14 protein-coding genes are annotated in these 13,321 nt (G+C 67.6%); 12 read left to right on the top strand and 2 right to left on the bottom strand.

The genetic code is table 11. From position 1 onward, the window contains the following. Positions 1 to 2: 2 nt before the first annotated feature. Both PMO31116_RS03990 and PMO31116_RS03985 read right to left on the bottom strand, forming a co-directional pair. Positions 3 to 1,643 carry an EscC/YscC/HrcC family type III secretion system outer membrane ring protein gene (locus PMO31116_RS03990; protein WP_150565601.1) on the bottom strand — a complete coding sequence of 547 codons (1,641 nt, stop codon included), beginning with the start codon at positions 1,641 to 1,643 and terminating at the stop codon, positions 3 to 5. Between the two features lie 2 nt (positions 1,644 to 1,645). Continuing rightward, positions 1,646 to 2,143, bottom strand: a complete 498-nt coding sequence (locus PMO31116_RS03985; protein WP_150565600.1) for a hypothetical protein — start codon at positions 2,141 to 2,143, stop codon at positions 1,646 to 1,648. A 326-nt stretch (positions 2,144 to 2,469) separates the two neighbouring features. Here PMO31116_RS03985 and PMO31116_RS03980 point away from each other — a divergent pair, with 326 nt between their 5' ends. The 12 genes from PMO31116_RS03980 (at position 2,470) to PMO31116_RS03920 (ending at position 13,315) form a co-directional block, all read left to right on the top strand. After that, positions 2,470 to 3,129, top strand: a complete 660-nt coding sequence (locus PMO31116_RS03980) for a two component system response regulator (protein ID WP_150565599.1) — start codon at positions 2,470 to 2,472, stop codon at positions 3,127 to 3,129. Positions 3,130 to 3,302: 173 nt separating this feature from the next. After that, entirely contained in the window at positions 3,303 to 3,767 is a 465-nt protein-coding gene (locus PMO31116_RS03975; protein WP_174970835.1) for a hypothetical protein, read from the top strand. Continuing rightward, positions 3,764 to 5,848 (top strand): type III secretion system export apparatus subunit SctV, encoded by a 2,085-nt coding sequence (gene sctV / locus PMO31116_RS03970; protein ID WP_150565597.1) that lies wholly within the window; start codon positions 3,764 to 3,766, stop codon positions 5,846 to 5,848. Before PMO31116_RS03975 ends, sctV begins: the two co-directional genes overlap by 4 nt. A gap of 1 nt (position 5,849) precedes the next feature. After that, entirely contained in the window at positions 5,850 to 7,211 is a 1,362-nt protein-coding gene (locus tag PMO31116_RS03965) for a FliI/YscN family ATPase (protein ID WP_150565596.1), read from the top strand. Further along, on the top strand, positions 7,187 to 7,621 hold the full coding sequence (locus PMO31116_RS03960) for a hypothetical protein (protein ID WP_150565595.1): 435 nt from the start codon (positions 7,187 to 7,189) through the stop codon (positions 7,619 to 7,621). The genes PMO31116_RS03965 and PMO31116_RS03960 overlap by 25 nt, the downstream gene beginning before the upstream one ends. Before the next feature lie 75 nt (positions 7,622 to 7,696). Further along, positions 7,697 to 8,170 (top strand): hypothetical protein, encoded by a 474-nt coding sequence (locus tag PMO31116_RS03955; RefSeq protein ID WP_150565594.1) that lies wholly within the window; start codon positions 7,697 to 7,699, stop codon positions 8,168 to 8,170. After that, complete coding sequence (locus PMO31116_RS03950) at positions 8,160 to 9,215, top strand: hypothetical protein (protein WP_150565593.1); 1,056 nt, start codon at positions 8,160 to 8,162, stop codon at positions 9,213 to 9,215. The genes PMO31116_RS03955 and PMO31116_RS03950 overlap by 11 nt, the downstream gene beginning before the upstream one ends. 57 nt (positions 9,216 to 9,272) lie before the next feature. Next, on the top strand, positions 9,273 to 9,923 hold the full coding sequence (gene sctR / locus PMO31116_RS03945) for a type III secretion system export apparatus subunit SctR (RefSeq protein WP_150565592.1): 651 nt from the start codon (positions 9,273 to 9,275) through the stop codon (positions 9,921 to 9,923). 19 nt (positions 9,924 to 9,942) lie between these two features. Continuing rightward, positions 9,943 to 10,209, top strand: coding sequence for a type III secretion system export apparatus subunit SctS (gene sctS, locus PMO31116_RS03940; RefSeq protein WP_150565591.1), 267 nt, complete (start codon positions 9,943 to 9,945; stop codon positions 10,207 to 10,209). A 4-nt stretch (positions 10,210 to 10,213) separates the two neighbouring features. Continuing rightward, entirely contained in the window at positions 10,214 to 11,056 is an 843-nt protein-coding gene (gene sctT, locus PMO31116_RS03935; protein WP_150565590.1) for a type III secretion system export apparatus subunit SctT, read from the top strand. A 7-nt stretch (positions 11,057 to 11,063) separates the two neighbouring features. Continuing rightward, the gene (locus tag PMO31116_RS03930) at positions 11,064 to 12,320 is read left to right on the top strand and encodes an EscU/YscU/HrcU family type III secretion system export apparatus switch protein (RefSeq protein WP_246185139.1); all 1,257 of its coding nucleotides are present in this window, start codon (positions 11,064 to 11,066) and stop codon (positions 12,318 to 12,320) included. Continuing rightward, complete coding sequence (locus PMO31116_RS03920; protein ID WP_150565589.1) at positions 12,317 to 13,315, top strand: lytic transglycosylase domain-containing protein; 999 nt, start codon at positions 12,317 to 12,319, stop codon at positions 13,313 to 13,315. The genes PMO31116_RS03930 and PMO31116_RS03920 overlap by 4 nt, the downstream gene beginning before the upstream one ends. Positions 13,316 to 13,321 lie beyond the last annotated feature (6 nt).

Genomic DNA, 13,321 nt, shown 5'->3' with positions numbered 1-13,321 from the left:
GGTCACGGATTGGGCATGCCCTGGGCCGGCTCGGCCTTGATGAGGAACAGGCGCATGACGCTGTCGCTCCGGTTGCTCGTGGAACTGAAGAGGCGGCCGATGAGCGGCAGGTCGCCCAGCAGCGGAATCTTGCGCTCGTGCTCGCGCTGCGCGTCCTGGACGAAACCACCGAGCAGCAGGCTTTGCCCCGCCTGCAACGTGGCATGCGTGGAGATCGATGAGTTGCGGATCGTCGGTACTTCGTCGCGGGTATTGCGTTCGCTGCGCACCTCGCCGCCATCTTCGATATTGAGCGTGAGCATCACCTGCTCGGGCGCAGGCGGGTGTCGCGCGCTCCCCATGGCTCCCACGCCCGCCGCGCCTTCCGCGCCCGGAACGAGGCGCGGTGTCACGCGCAGCAGCGAGCCTGATGTCACGCTCTCGAGCCTGGCCACCTTCTCGCCGGAGACCTTCGTGTAGAACGTCACGCTGCGATCGAGCACCGCCTGCATGTTGTCCAGGGTGACGATCGACGGCCGGGACAACACGCGCGCCTTGGAGTTTCTTTCGAGCGCACTCAGGTTGATCATGAACTTGTTGGTGTCCCCGACGACGGTCGTGAACGTGCCGCCGTCGCCCTCTCGCATCTGACCGTTCAGCGCAACCGCGCCAAAGCCGCCAATGCGCGCGCTGCCCGAGAAATCGACGCCGAGCTCGGCGATATCGCTGGCGTTGACGTCGATGATGGCGACGGAAATATCGACCAGACGCGGCGGGGTATCGAGTTGCGCGATGAGGTCGCCATAGATCGGCAGGTTGCGTCGTCGCTCCCGCACGATTACTGCATTGCGGCGAGGGTCGGCAGAGAAGCGCGGCGTGCTGCTGCGCGTGGCGGCCGCCAGCGTCGCACCCGCGCCTGCCATCCTCGTATTGCCGATGCCCTCGGTGGACGCGTCGCCGGTCGCCGTCGCGGTCAGCGGGCCGGCGCCGAGCACCAGCTCCTTGAGTACGCTGACGACGCCCGGAATGACGACTTCCTGCCCGCGATAAGAGTACCTGGTGTCGCCCGCCGTCGCGAATTTCAGGGGAAATATCTTGATGGTCTCTTCGCTTTCCTGCTGGTCGCGCGCGTCGCGCTCGAGGTAATCGGCGAGCATGGACACCGTCTCCAGACAGGCCGGCACGCCTGTGATCTCGAGCGCGTGCGTTGCCGGAATCGCCCGCGCCACACAGTGCCGCGGGTGCAGCACGCCCGCCTCCCGAAGGTGCCCGAGCAAGTCGCCGGTCGACGCGAAACGCAGCGGCACCACGCGTCGCGCCGCCTCGCTGGACTTATAGATGTTCAGCGTCTGGCCGTTGAAGTACCACGAAAGCCGATAACGTTCCGAAAGTGCGTCGAGCGTCGTCTGTGCGGACCCCGCAGGTAACGTCCCGATGAAACGATCGTCGACTTGCTCGCTCACGACAGTCGGCATACCGTGATGCGCCCCGAAGTCGCGCAACAGTTCGGCCAACGGGGTTCCTGTGCTCTGGAAGACGAACGGGCCGCCGCGCCAGACGGGCGTGATCGTCGCTCCAACGCCGGGGGAGAGCGCCAGCACGATGGCAAGCAGCGCCTGCCACGGCAGGGAGGGTGTCAGACGGCGCGAGAAGTCGAGGCGCATGGTCAGCGCGGGCGAGACGGCTGGCGGCGGAAGGCGGCCGCGGCGATGCCGTCCGGGGGCGTGCTCACCGACGCAGGCCGGGAGCTTGGCACGGTGTCGGCGTCGCACGAGACCGCCATTGCGCAGGCGAGCAACTGTCTGCGCAGCTGGGCCTCGACCTGTGCGGTGGGGGTCGAGTGATCGAAGCGGTGAACCCACCAGAGTGCGTTGGTCGCGAGGCACAGACTGTCATCGCGCAAAGCCGGCTCGGCGGCGAGCGCAAGCGTGAGGCGAGCGAGCCAGTGTGCGAGCGCGGCGTCGTCGCGGAACGCGCTCGCCAGCGGCGGTCGTCCCGGGGACTCGATGGCAGCGGCCGGCGTGGCGTTCGTGGCCACGCAGTAGCCGTCGCCGGCCGTGCAGGTCCAGCCGCGCTGGCCGTCAAGGTCGAGGACGATGCGCGAGCCCTCAATGTCGCGGGGAGCGATCCAGTCGAGCGAGGCGAGGGCGAATGGAAGGCGCATAGACGGAAGTGGAGTCGGGAAACCGGTGGAACGGGAGAACCGAAGTCGGGGAAGCGCCGCGACACCGATCTCCGGCGAGGAGACGGCCCATGTTCGGTAATGGGCGTCAGCCGTCGATCGGCGAGCGAGGACGGTCATTATCGGGCGCCGCGTGCGCGACGCCATACGGCGCAGACCTGAAGTTGTCGCGATGGCATCGGGTTTGCGGCGTTTTCCTATGTCGAGGATCAGGCGAAGGCACAAGATTCGTGCGACCGGCCCGAAGTCGAAAGAGAGTGAACAAAAATCCGCATGAGTGCTAATGACCAACTGTCGAGGAGCTGCGAATGACGGGGTGTATCGGTGTCATCGTTGTCGAGGATCACGAATTGCTGGCCGACGGGCTTTGCCGTCTGCTCGAAGAGCGGCTCGGATGGTGCGTGCTGGCCAGAGTCGCCAACGGGCTCGACGTGTATCGCGCCTGCGTGATCCACGCACCGACGCTGATGATGCTGGACCTCGGTCTGCCGGGCATGGACGGCGTCGACGTGATCCGGCAATGCGCGCAACGCTGGCCCGAGTTGCGCATCGTGGTCAATTCGGCCAGCGACGACAGCGAACGCGCGCGCCTGTCGCTCGAAGCCGGCGCCTCGGCTTTCGTCCTCAAGAGCAGTCCGCGCGAGACATTGATTCACGCGGCGATTCAGGCGATGCGGGGGGATCGCTACGTCGATCCGGCCGTCTGCGGCGGCGCGCTCGATCCGGCGAACGCCCCGCGACTGCCGGCGCTGGGCACTGTCGAGAAGCCCGAGCGGCTGCTCACGCTGCGCGAACGCCAGGTGCTCAAGCTCGTGGCGGAGGGGCAGCGCAATCGCGACATCGCGCAGTTGCTGTCAATCAGCGTGAAGACCGTCGAGACGCATCGGCTGAACATGATGCGAAAGCTTGGTGCACACAACGTGGCCGACATCGTGAATTGGGCTTATCGCCTCCGAATGATGCTGTGAGCGGATACCGGCGCTGCAGGCCAAAATTCAGGTCTGCGCCGGATAGCCACGTGCGCGCGGAGTGCGCGACCATGCCCGCTTCCCGAACCCTGCCTTGATCGACGTATCAGCGTGCCGAAGCGTCGCCGTATCGCCGTATCGGTATGCCGCCCTGGCGGTCCATCGGCACTTCGGTGAATCGACATGCCGACACGATGGCGCCGCGCCGCCATCGAACCTTGCCCAACCACGCCGAACGTCAACGTCTGCCGACGATGGACACCCAGACCCAACGCAAGCTCGAACAGCTCCTCGAAATGTTGTCGCTGCCGCCGCGGCGGATCGCGTGCCGCATGCGGGTGCCGCTTGCGCCATGTTTGCTGATGACGGACGTCGATGCTTACGGCATCACGTTGGCGCTGGTGCTGCCACGTCCGAACGAGCACGCGGCGCGCTGCCTGCCGTGGTTGTTGCAAGCGTGCGCGCCGGAGTGGACGCCCGGAATTCCGGTGCGTGCCTGCGTGGCGCAGGGGTGCGCAATGCTCGTTGCCACGCCGCCCGCCCCATTGCAGGCGCTGGCTTGGTTCGGGTGTCTGTCTCGTATGCGCCGGTTGCTCGAGCACATCGATGTCCACCTGCACGGCGCGGGGCACGCATGACCCGCACGAGTCGCACGAGTCGAATAGGCGACTGGCTTCGCGCCGCCGCGGGCCGACAGGATATCGTCCTGGCCGCGTTGCTGCTCGTGACCGTTCTGATGATCATCATCCCGATGCCGCCGTCGGTGATGGATCTGCTCATCGCGCTCAATCTCGGTGTGTCGCTCTTGCTGCTGATGGTGGCGCTCTACATCAACGAGCCCCTGGACTTCTCCGCATTCCCCTCCGTGCTGCTGATGACCACGCTGTTTCGCCTTGGTCTCACGATCAGTACGAGTCGCCTGATCCTGCTGCACGCCGACGCGGGCGACATCGTCTACACCTTCGGCGACTTTGCGGCGGGCGGCAACATCGTCGTGGGCATGATCGTGTTTCTCATCATCACCATCGTGAACTTCATCGTGATCACGAAAGGCTCGGAGCGCGTGGCCGAAGTCGGCGCCCGCTTTTCGCTCGACGGCATGCCCGGCAAGCAGATGAGCATTGACGGCGATCTGCGCGCGGGCACCATCGACGCCGCCGAAGCGAAGCGCCTGCGTCGGATCGTGCAGAAAGAGAGCCAGTTCTACGGCGCGATGGACGGGGCGATGAAATTCGTCAAGGGCGACGCCATCGCGGGGCTCGTCATCATCGTGGTCAATCTCCTGGGCGGCATCGGCGTGGGCGTCTTCATGCGGGGCATGAGCGCGGGCGACGCGGCCGCCATCTACGCCATTCTCTCCATCGGCGACGGGCTGGTGTCGCAGATCCCGGCGCTGCTCATCTCGGTGACGGCCGGCATCATCGTGACGCGGGTGCCGGGCGAGCATCGCCGCAACCTCGCGCGTGAGTTGACCGATCAACTGGCGGCCCAGCCGCGCTCGCTGACACTCGCCGCGGTCGTCATGCTGCTCTTCGGCCTGATCCCAGGCTTTCCGATGCATTACTTCCTGATGCTTGCCGCGCTCGCCGGTGGCGGCGCCTGGTGGGTCGGGCGCCGTCAGCGTGCGGCCGCGGCGGCGCACGCCGAGCCGGGAGGCGCGTCGCACGCCAAGGCCGGACGTCCCGGAGCGCAACCGCTGCTGGTGCTTGTCGGCGCGGGGCTGGCGGACTCGGGCGGCGGCATCGCGACACTGATCGCACGGATCGACGCCTTGCGTCACGAGAAGTTCGAGCAGTTCGGCGTGCCGATGCCGGAGGTGGCGGTCGTCGTCGATGCCGCGCTCGCCGACGACACATTGGATATCCAGCTGTATCACGAGAGTGTGATGACGCTCGGGGTGATGCCCGGCGAGGCGCTGGCGCAACACGATGTCGCGCATCCGATTCCGGCACTGCGGGGTCTTACCGCGGGCGCGCCACGCGAGACACCGCTGCCGTTCGGCGGCCAGGGGCTGTTCTGGCTCGACGATGCGCAGCGCGTGATGTGGCAGGGCCAGGGCGGCGCGGTGCTCGAGGGCGCCGATCGGGTGGCGCACTGTGTCTCCCTGGTGATCGACGCGCATGCGGCGGACTTTCTGGGCGTTCAGGAGGCGCGTTATCTGATGGACGGCATGGAGGATCGCTACGGCGAACTGGTCAAGGAGCTGCAGCGGCAACTGCCGATCAGCCGGACGGCGGAAGTGCTGCAACGGCTGGTGGCCGAAGGCGTCTCGATCCGCGATCTTCGGCGTGTGTTCGAAGCGCTGATCGAGTGGGCGCCGCGCGAGCGCGATCAGATCATGCTGACGGAGTATGTGCGGTTGAGTCTGCGCCGCCACATCACGCGGCGTTTTCGCCGGGGCGCCGAACACATTACCGGATGGAACGTGGGCCGGGGCATCGAGGACACGGTGCGGGCGGCGGTGCGGCAAACGTCGTCGGGTTCGTACGCCGACCTGAGCCCCGAACAGACCGACGCGATTCTGGAAGCCGTCGATGGCGCGATGCATTCGCATGACGGCACACCCGCGGTACTCCTCACAGCGATGGATGTGCGGCGCTTCGTGCGCAAGCTGATCGAGCGCGAGCGCGCCGACCTGCCGGTGCTGTCGTTCCAGGAGGTGGCGGACGAGCCGCATGTGCGCGTGCTCGGCACGATCGACCTGCAGGGAGCGCACTGACATGCGCCGCCCCGATGCGTCCCGCATTGCCAACGGATTGCGCCGCGTGATCGACGGACAGCGCAAGGCGTGTGACGACTGGCGCCGCACGTCGTCTGAAGTCCGCTATGGGCGCATCGACAAGATCACCTCGAACGCGATGCGCGCGCGGTTGCCCGGTGCGGCGCTGGGCGAGCAATGCCGGGTCATGTCGCCGCTGCTCGATGCGGAGGTCATCGCCGTCGAGGGACGGTACGTCTGGCTCGCGCCGTACGCGCAGCCGGACGGGGTTGCCAACGGCGCGCTCGTGCAGGCACTGGGCACGGATTCACGCGTGGCGGTCGGAGACCGGTTGATCGGACAGGTGCTGGACGGACTCGGTCGTTCGCTGTCGGCGGGGGCACCGATTCCGCGCGACGCGCCGACCGATGTGATCTGGCGCTCGCTCGACGCCGAGCCACCGGGCGCGCTGACGCGGCGTCTCGTCTCGACGCCCTTGCCCATCGGCATTCGCGCCATCGACGGGCTGCTCACGTGTGGTCGTGGGCAACGGCTGGGCATCTTCGCCGCGGCCGGCGGCGGCAAAAGCACGTTGCTTGCCATGATGTGCGCGGGCGCGCAGGCCGACGTGATCGTGCTCGCGCTCATCGGCGAGCGCGGTCGCGAAGTGCGTGAATTCCTGGAGCAGGCCCTGACCGCCGAGGCGCGTGCGCGCACGGTGTGCGTGGTTGCAACGTCGGATCGTCCCGCAATCGAGCGCATGAAGGCGGCCTATACCGCCACCGCGATTGCCGAAGCGTTTCGCGACGAAGGCAAGCACGTGCTGCTTCTCATGGATTCGCTGACCCGCTTCGGCAGGGCGGTTCGCGATATCGGCATGGCGGCCGGGGAGCCACTCGGCGCCGCGAGCGGCTTGCCGCCCAGCTTCTATGCCCGTTTGCCCCGTTTGCTCGAACGCGCCGGCAATGGCGAGCGAGGGAGCATCACGGCGTTCTATACGGTACTCGTCGAGGGCGACAACCTTGATGAACCGCTGGCCGACGAGGTCCGGTCCATCGTCGACGGCCACATCGTGCTTTCGCGCCGTCTGGCGCAGGAAAACCACTACCCCGCCATCGATATACCGGCAAGCCTCTCGCGCGTGATGACGCAGGTCGCCCAGGCGCGGCATGTGGCCAACGCGGCGCGCGTGAGGCGCGCGATGGCGCTCGCGGCGGAAGTCGAACTGTTGGTGCGCGTCGGCGAATACCAGGCGGGCAACGATCCCGATACGGACGACGCATTGGCGCTCGCGCCAGACATCCGCCAGTTCCTGTGTCAGGCGCAACACGACGTGGCGCTTTTCGACGATACGTGCGCATGGCTCGAACATCTCGCGAACTGAAGACGACGGCCGGCGGGGTGCCGGTCGAATCGACGGCGCTCGCCGAACTGGTCGCACTGGCGAGGCGCCGCGACGTGGGTCTGCGGGCCGCGATTCGCCGCGCGCAGGCCGATGCCGACGATGCCGAGGCGGCGGTGAGGGCGTGCGAGCAGGCCTGCGAGACGCAGCGTCGCCGTTGGCGTGAGTGTCTGTCGCAAGGCGGTGTCTATGCGCGCCGTGAGGCGGTCGAAGCCTCGCGACGCGTGGAGGCGGCGCGCGTCGCGCTCGGCGATGCCACATCGCGGCACGCGGCGGCGCTCGCGCACGCGCGGCAGGCGCAGACGGACGTGATTCGACTGCGCGAGCAACTGCATGCCAACGCTCGCAAGCAGGAGAAGTTTCGCGAGCTGTCGGCGTTTTACCGACGTTGACCGGCGGGGGCGCGAGCCGGGGTGCCGCGATCGCCTGCATTGTTTTCTTCACCACGCCATGACGAGGACCTCAAGATGAACATCATCCACCGCAGTGGCCTTCGAGCCGATCCCGTCGGCAGTTTGCAGGACAGATCGCCATCGCGGCGGGGCGAGGGCGCGACGAGCCGCTTTCAGCGCCGCTGTGACGGAAGCAACGGCGGCCAGGGCAACGAGCGCGAAGCGCGCGCGTTTTCGCTGGCCGGCGAGAGTATTGCGTGCGTGAGCGGCCCGGCCGAAGTGCTGCGCTGGCTGCGCGCGTGGCATGCACGGCAGGAGGTCAATTGGGACGGCGCCAGCGCATTGCGCGTGGTCGTGCACGGCGGGGTGCTCGACACGCTGGTCGTCGAAGCCCGTCGGGGACGGCTGGGCATCACCGTCAGTCTGCTCTGCGTGCAGCTCACGATGTTTCGCCGCTTGCTGGCGCGTCGCGGGCACTTCTCACGTGCGCTGACCGCGCGCATGAAGCTGCCTGTCACGGTGGAAGTCGAGGCACGCTATGTCCCGTGACCTGTCCCCGGCGTGTTCCGGCGACGGCCGTCAAACGTTGGACGACCTGCTTGCCGGTGGCGGCAGTCTGATTTTTCCGGAAGGCGACACGCAGGTTCGCGTCGGGTGGCTTCTCATCGGAGGCGAAGGGTTGATCGTCACAGCGCGCGTCAACGAGGCGGGGCCGGGCCGGACGCGCTTCTGGTGCGACGCGCGTCAGTGGACCGAATGGCTCGCGGCTGAGCTGCCGGTGCCCTCGTGGGAAGCGCTACCGCAGGCGTGGCGTGCGAGCGCGGCGGCGCTCACGCTTTCGCCTGGCGGCGACGCCGTCGATGCGACCTGGCCGCAGGCCGTCGATCTGACACCCGGGAGCGTGACGACGGACTGGCGTATCGGAATCGTCCTGCAGCGCGGCGCGCACCGATTGGCGTTGGCGTATCTCGACGGCGCGGCATCGTGGCTACGCGAGCGCTGTCGACGGGCCACGCCGTGCGACGAACCGCTCGATCCCGCGGGGCTGCCGGCGCGCCCGTGCGCGTTGGCGGTGGGGTGGGCGACGCTCGGCGTTGCGCAATGCGACGCGCTGTGCGAGGGCGACACCGTCCTGCTCGACGAAACGGCTGACATCGCGAGCGGCGAGTATTGGCTGATCGACGGCGACTACGCCATTCCGATGCGCGACGCTCAGCCGTCCGGTCGGGGCGCGGTGGAGCGCATGCGAACCGATGCCGTGACCCGCCTTGACGTGGTGATCGCGCAAAGGCCGATTCCCATCCCGGCGCTCATGGCCTGGCTTGCCGGCGAGCCGGCCGTGTCGCCGCCCGCGGGCGCGTCGAGCGTGCACGCCGCGGCCTGCCTGGCGTTGTGGCGCGACGGCGCACCATGGTCCAGTGGGCAACTCCTGCGTTTCGGCGACGGGCGCCTCGGCGTGCGGATCGACGCGATCGGACCGGCCGCCGGTCCGATACCGGATTCGGGCGACGAGCGCGACACCGACGCTGCGGGTGACGACGCCACCCCGATTTCGGGTGGTGACCCGATGGGCGTGCATCCGACGCCCCCCTAACATCGCCTCGGCCTTCGCCGCGCCTTGCCTTCGCGCCACGTCACTCTTGGAGTTCGCATGTCCCTGCTCGATCATCCGGTGCAGCTCGTCGTACTGCTTTCGCTGCTCTCGATCTTGCCGTTGCTGGTGGTGCTGGGGACTGCTTTTCTGAAGTTGGCCGTCGTCTTCGCACTGCTTCGCAACGCCCTGGGTACGCAGCAGATTCCGCCGAATATCGCCATCTACGGACTGTCGCTCGTTCTCACCTGTTTCATCATGGCGCCCGTCGCGTTCGAAATCGAGGCGAATCTGGCGGCGCGTCCGGTATCGCTGTCGTCGAAGCATTTCGTCGCTGACGTCGATGCCAGCGTACTGGCGCCATATCGCGCCTTTCTCACCCGGCACACCGATCCGCGCCAGCGCGACTTCTTCGCCGGGATCGGCGGCCGGACGTGGCCCGAGGCGTATCGCGACCGGCTGGGCGCCGATTCGCTGCTCGTGCTGATGCCGGCCTTCGCGTTGAGCCAGCTTGCCGAGGCGTTCAAGATCGGGCTGCTGCTCTACCTGCCGTTCGTCGTGATCGATCTGGTGATCTCGAACATCCTGCTCGCCATGGGCATGATGATGGTCTCGCCGATGACCATCGCGTTACCGTTCAAGCTGCTGATCTTCGTGATGATGAACGGCTGGGAGCAACTGGTGCGCCAGTTGATGCTCTCCTACGCATGACGGACGGGAACGCAACATCATGAGCGAAGCGATCGTCGTCAATCTCACGAGCGAAATGCTCTGGCTCACGCTGCTGATGTCGTTGCCGACGGTTGTGGTCGCGTCGGCCGTCGGGGTACTGGTCTCGCTGGTCCAGGCGCTCACGCAGGTGCAGGACCAGACGGTGCAATTCCTCATCAAGCTGGTCGCGGTGTCGGTCACGCTCGCGGCAACGTACGCGTGGATGGGCCATGTGCTGCTCAACTACGCGAGCAGCACGTTCGAACAGATCAGCCGGATGGGATGAGCGCATGGACATTTCCTTCCTTGGCGGGGCCGACGCCGCACTCGACGGCCGGCTCTCTTCGGCCGGGTCCGGCGTGTTCGAATGGTGCCTGGCGTGGGGCGTGGCCATGTTGCGCCCGCTGGGCCTTGCCATGCTGTTGCCGGTGCTCTCGGTGGGGATGCTCGGTGCCGGCCTGTTGCGCAATGCCCTTGTGCTCGCACTTGCGTTGCCAGTGGTGCCGCTCGTTCACGCGGCTCCGCAGATCCCGGCGCAGTGGGGGGCCTGGAGCATGGTGATCGTGCGTGAACTCTGCGTCGGCGGACTGCTGGGTTTCGCCGCCGCGCTGCCGTTCTGGGCGGTCGACATGACTGGCTACGTGATCGACACGATGCGCGGGGCGTCCATGGCGAGCGTGCTCAATCCGTTGATGGGCGCGCAGTCGTCGATATTCGGCACGGCGCTCACGCAGATGCTCTGCGTCCTGTTCTTCATTACGCCGGCCGCGCACATGCTGCTCGCCACGCTCTACGACTCTTACCTCGCGCTGCCTGTCGGCCAGCCCTGGCAGTGGCACGGCGGCGGCCAGGCGTGGGTGTCGTCGTTGTGGCAGGCGATGCAGGTCATGTGCCTGGCCGTGGCGCTGCCCGCGATGGTCGTGATGGTACTGGTCGACATGTCGATGGGCTTCGTCAATCGCGCGGCGCAGCAACTCAACGTGTTCTTCCTGGCCATGCCCGTCAAGAGCGCCATGGCGCTGCTCGTGACCGTGGCGAGCCTGCCGTTCGCGGTTGCCATGCCGCTTGCCGGCTGGTATCGCCTGCCCGACGTGTTTCACGCATGGGTGGCGCTGGCGCAGCCGGCATCGTGAGGCCCGGATGAGCGAGAAGACGCTGCCGCCCACGCCCAAGAAGCTCGCGGACGAGCGCAGGAAGGGGCGTGTGGCCAAGAGCGCCGATGTGGCCGTATGCATGCAGCTCGGCGCGACGCTGGCGTGGCTGAGGTTCGAGGGCCCCGCGTTGTACGACGCGCTCGTCGCACTGGTCTCGCGCATGCTGCAAGTGCTGCGCGATCCGGTCGATGTGGCCGTACAGGGCATGCTCGGCCCGTCGATGCTGCTGCTCGCGCGCTTCCCGGGCGGGCTCGCCGTGTTGCTGGTGGTGACGACGTGGCTTGCGATGGTGTTGCAGGTCGGCGTACTCGTGGCGCCGGAGGCGATTCGGCCGAAGTACGAGCGAATCGATCCGGTGGCGAAGGCGAGACAACTGTTCTCGATGCAGTCGCTGTTCGAGTTCGGGAAGTCGCTCGTCAAGGTGGCCGTGCTCGGGGTGGTGTTCTTCTATCTGATCCGCCAGTACACACCGTCTCTCGCGGCGTTGCCCGCGTGCGGGCCGACGTGCGGACTCGCGCTCACGGTGCGATTGCTGTTCTGGCTGATGGCGGTGCTGGTCATGGCATACGTGGTGTTCGGCGCCCTGGACTTCGCGTATCAGAAGCACCAGTTGCGCAAGCAACTGATGATGTCGTTCGACGAGGTTAAGCGCGAGTCGAAGGAAGTGGAGGGCAACCGGGAAATCAAGAACCGGCGGCGCGACATTCACCGCGAGACAGTCGAGAGCGGGAGCCTTTCCGACAACGTGAACCGTTCCACCGCAGTGGTGCGCAATCCTACGCGCCTCGCCGTGTGCCTGCGTTACGTGCCGGGCGAGACGGCCGTGCCGCTGGTCATCGAGAAGGGCCGCGATGCACGCGCGCGCACCATCGTGCGGCTGGCCGAGCGGGCGGGCGTGCCCATTGTCGAACACGTGCCTGTCGCGCGGCGCCTGATGGACGAAGTGGAGATCGACGCTCCGATTCCGCCGGACCTGTTCGATGCCGTGGCGGCGATTCTGCGCCTGGCGCTCGATCTGCCGTACGAGGTGACGGCGCAGGAGGCTAGCGAGACGGTCGACGGGGGCGGCGAGGGCGGCGAGGGCGGCGAGGGCGGCGAGGGCGGCGAGGGCGGCGAGGGCGGCGAGGGCAACGAAGGCGGAAATGTCGGAAGCGGCGGGGAGGTGGGAGAGAGCGGAGCGGGTGGCAGCGGGCGCGGTGGCGACGGTGACGCCGGACGTGACGAACCGGGAGGTGGCGTATGAAGCGGGGCGTAGTGCTCATGCTGGCGGCGCTTGCCGCACCGGTCGCGGCGGCGGCCTTGTTGCCCCACCATCCGCGTGTCGAGGACGCTCAGCTCGTGGTGCCTACTCCGCCGACAGCCGTGGTGGAACCGTGGCGTGCAGTGAAACCCTTGGCGCAGGCGAGCGGCGGGCGTCCGTCAGGTCCGGCGACGGACGCGCTGCCGTTCGACGCGCTCGTGCGCCGCGCGGCACGCGCGACGGACCTCGACGCGGCGCTACTGCACGCGATTATCGATGCCGAGTCGGGATACGACCCGGCTGCCGTGTCAGAGCGAGGTGCGATCGGGTTGATGCAGATTCTGCCGCGCACAGGTCAGCGCTTCGGTGTTCGGCGTCTCGAAGATCCCGCGGAAAACCTTCGGGCGGGTGCGGCGTATGTGCGCTGGCTGCTCTCGCGATTCGATGGCGACTTGCGCCTCGTGCTCGCGGCCTACAACGCGGGCGAAGGTGCAGTGCTGCGATATGGACGACAGGTGCCGCCGTTCGCCGAGACGCAGCGCTTCGTCCAACGCGTGATGGACGGCTATTCCCGCCTGCGAGATGCGGGGGGGGCCGGCGAGACGGTCGCTTCCTCCCCGCAGACGAGGGACGATGCCGTCGGCTCGGGCGACTCCTTCGTCGCGCTCGTGCCCCGAAGCGCCATGGGTCCCTCAGCTACCTCCGATCCCTCCGGTTCGGTCGACGCTGCCGGTGCCGGCGGTACGGCTGCCGCGGGCAAATCGTCCGAAACGGGACGTCCTTTGTCCGCCGGCGCGCAAACGGCCTCGCCGGTGCCCGGCGTGCGTACGGAGCGCGCCGACGCGTCAGGGGCGTGGCGTTTGCTGCGGGATCTGGGCCTGCTGGTGACGCGCAGTCCGTCGGCCGAGGCCGAGCGAAAGCGGCAGCGCGACCGTCCTGCGGTCATGTACGACCGACCGGTCGGCGCCGCGGCGCAGTCCGGCGCGCGAGGGGGATGACGCCAG

It is taken from the genome of Pandoraea morbifera, assembly GCF_902459575.1.
GTDB lineage: Bacteria > Pseudomonadota > Gammaproteobacteria > Burkholderiales > Burkholderiaceae > Pandoraea > Pandoraea morbifera.
Note: the sequence above shows the minus strand (reverse complement) of the source record. Positions and strands in the feature narration are given on the sequence as shown.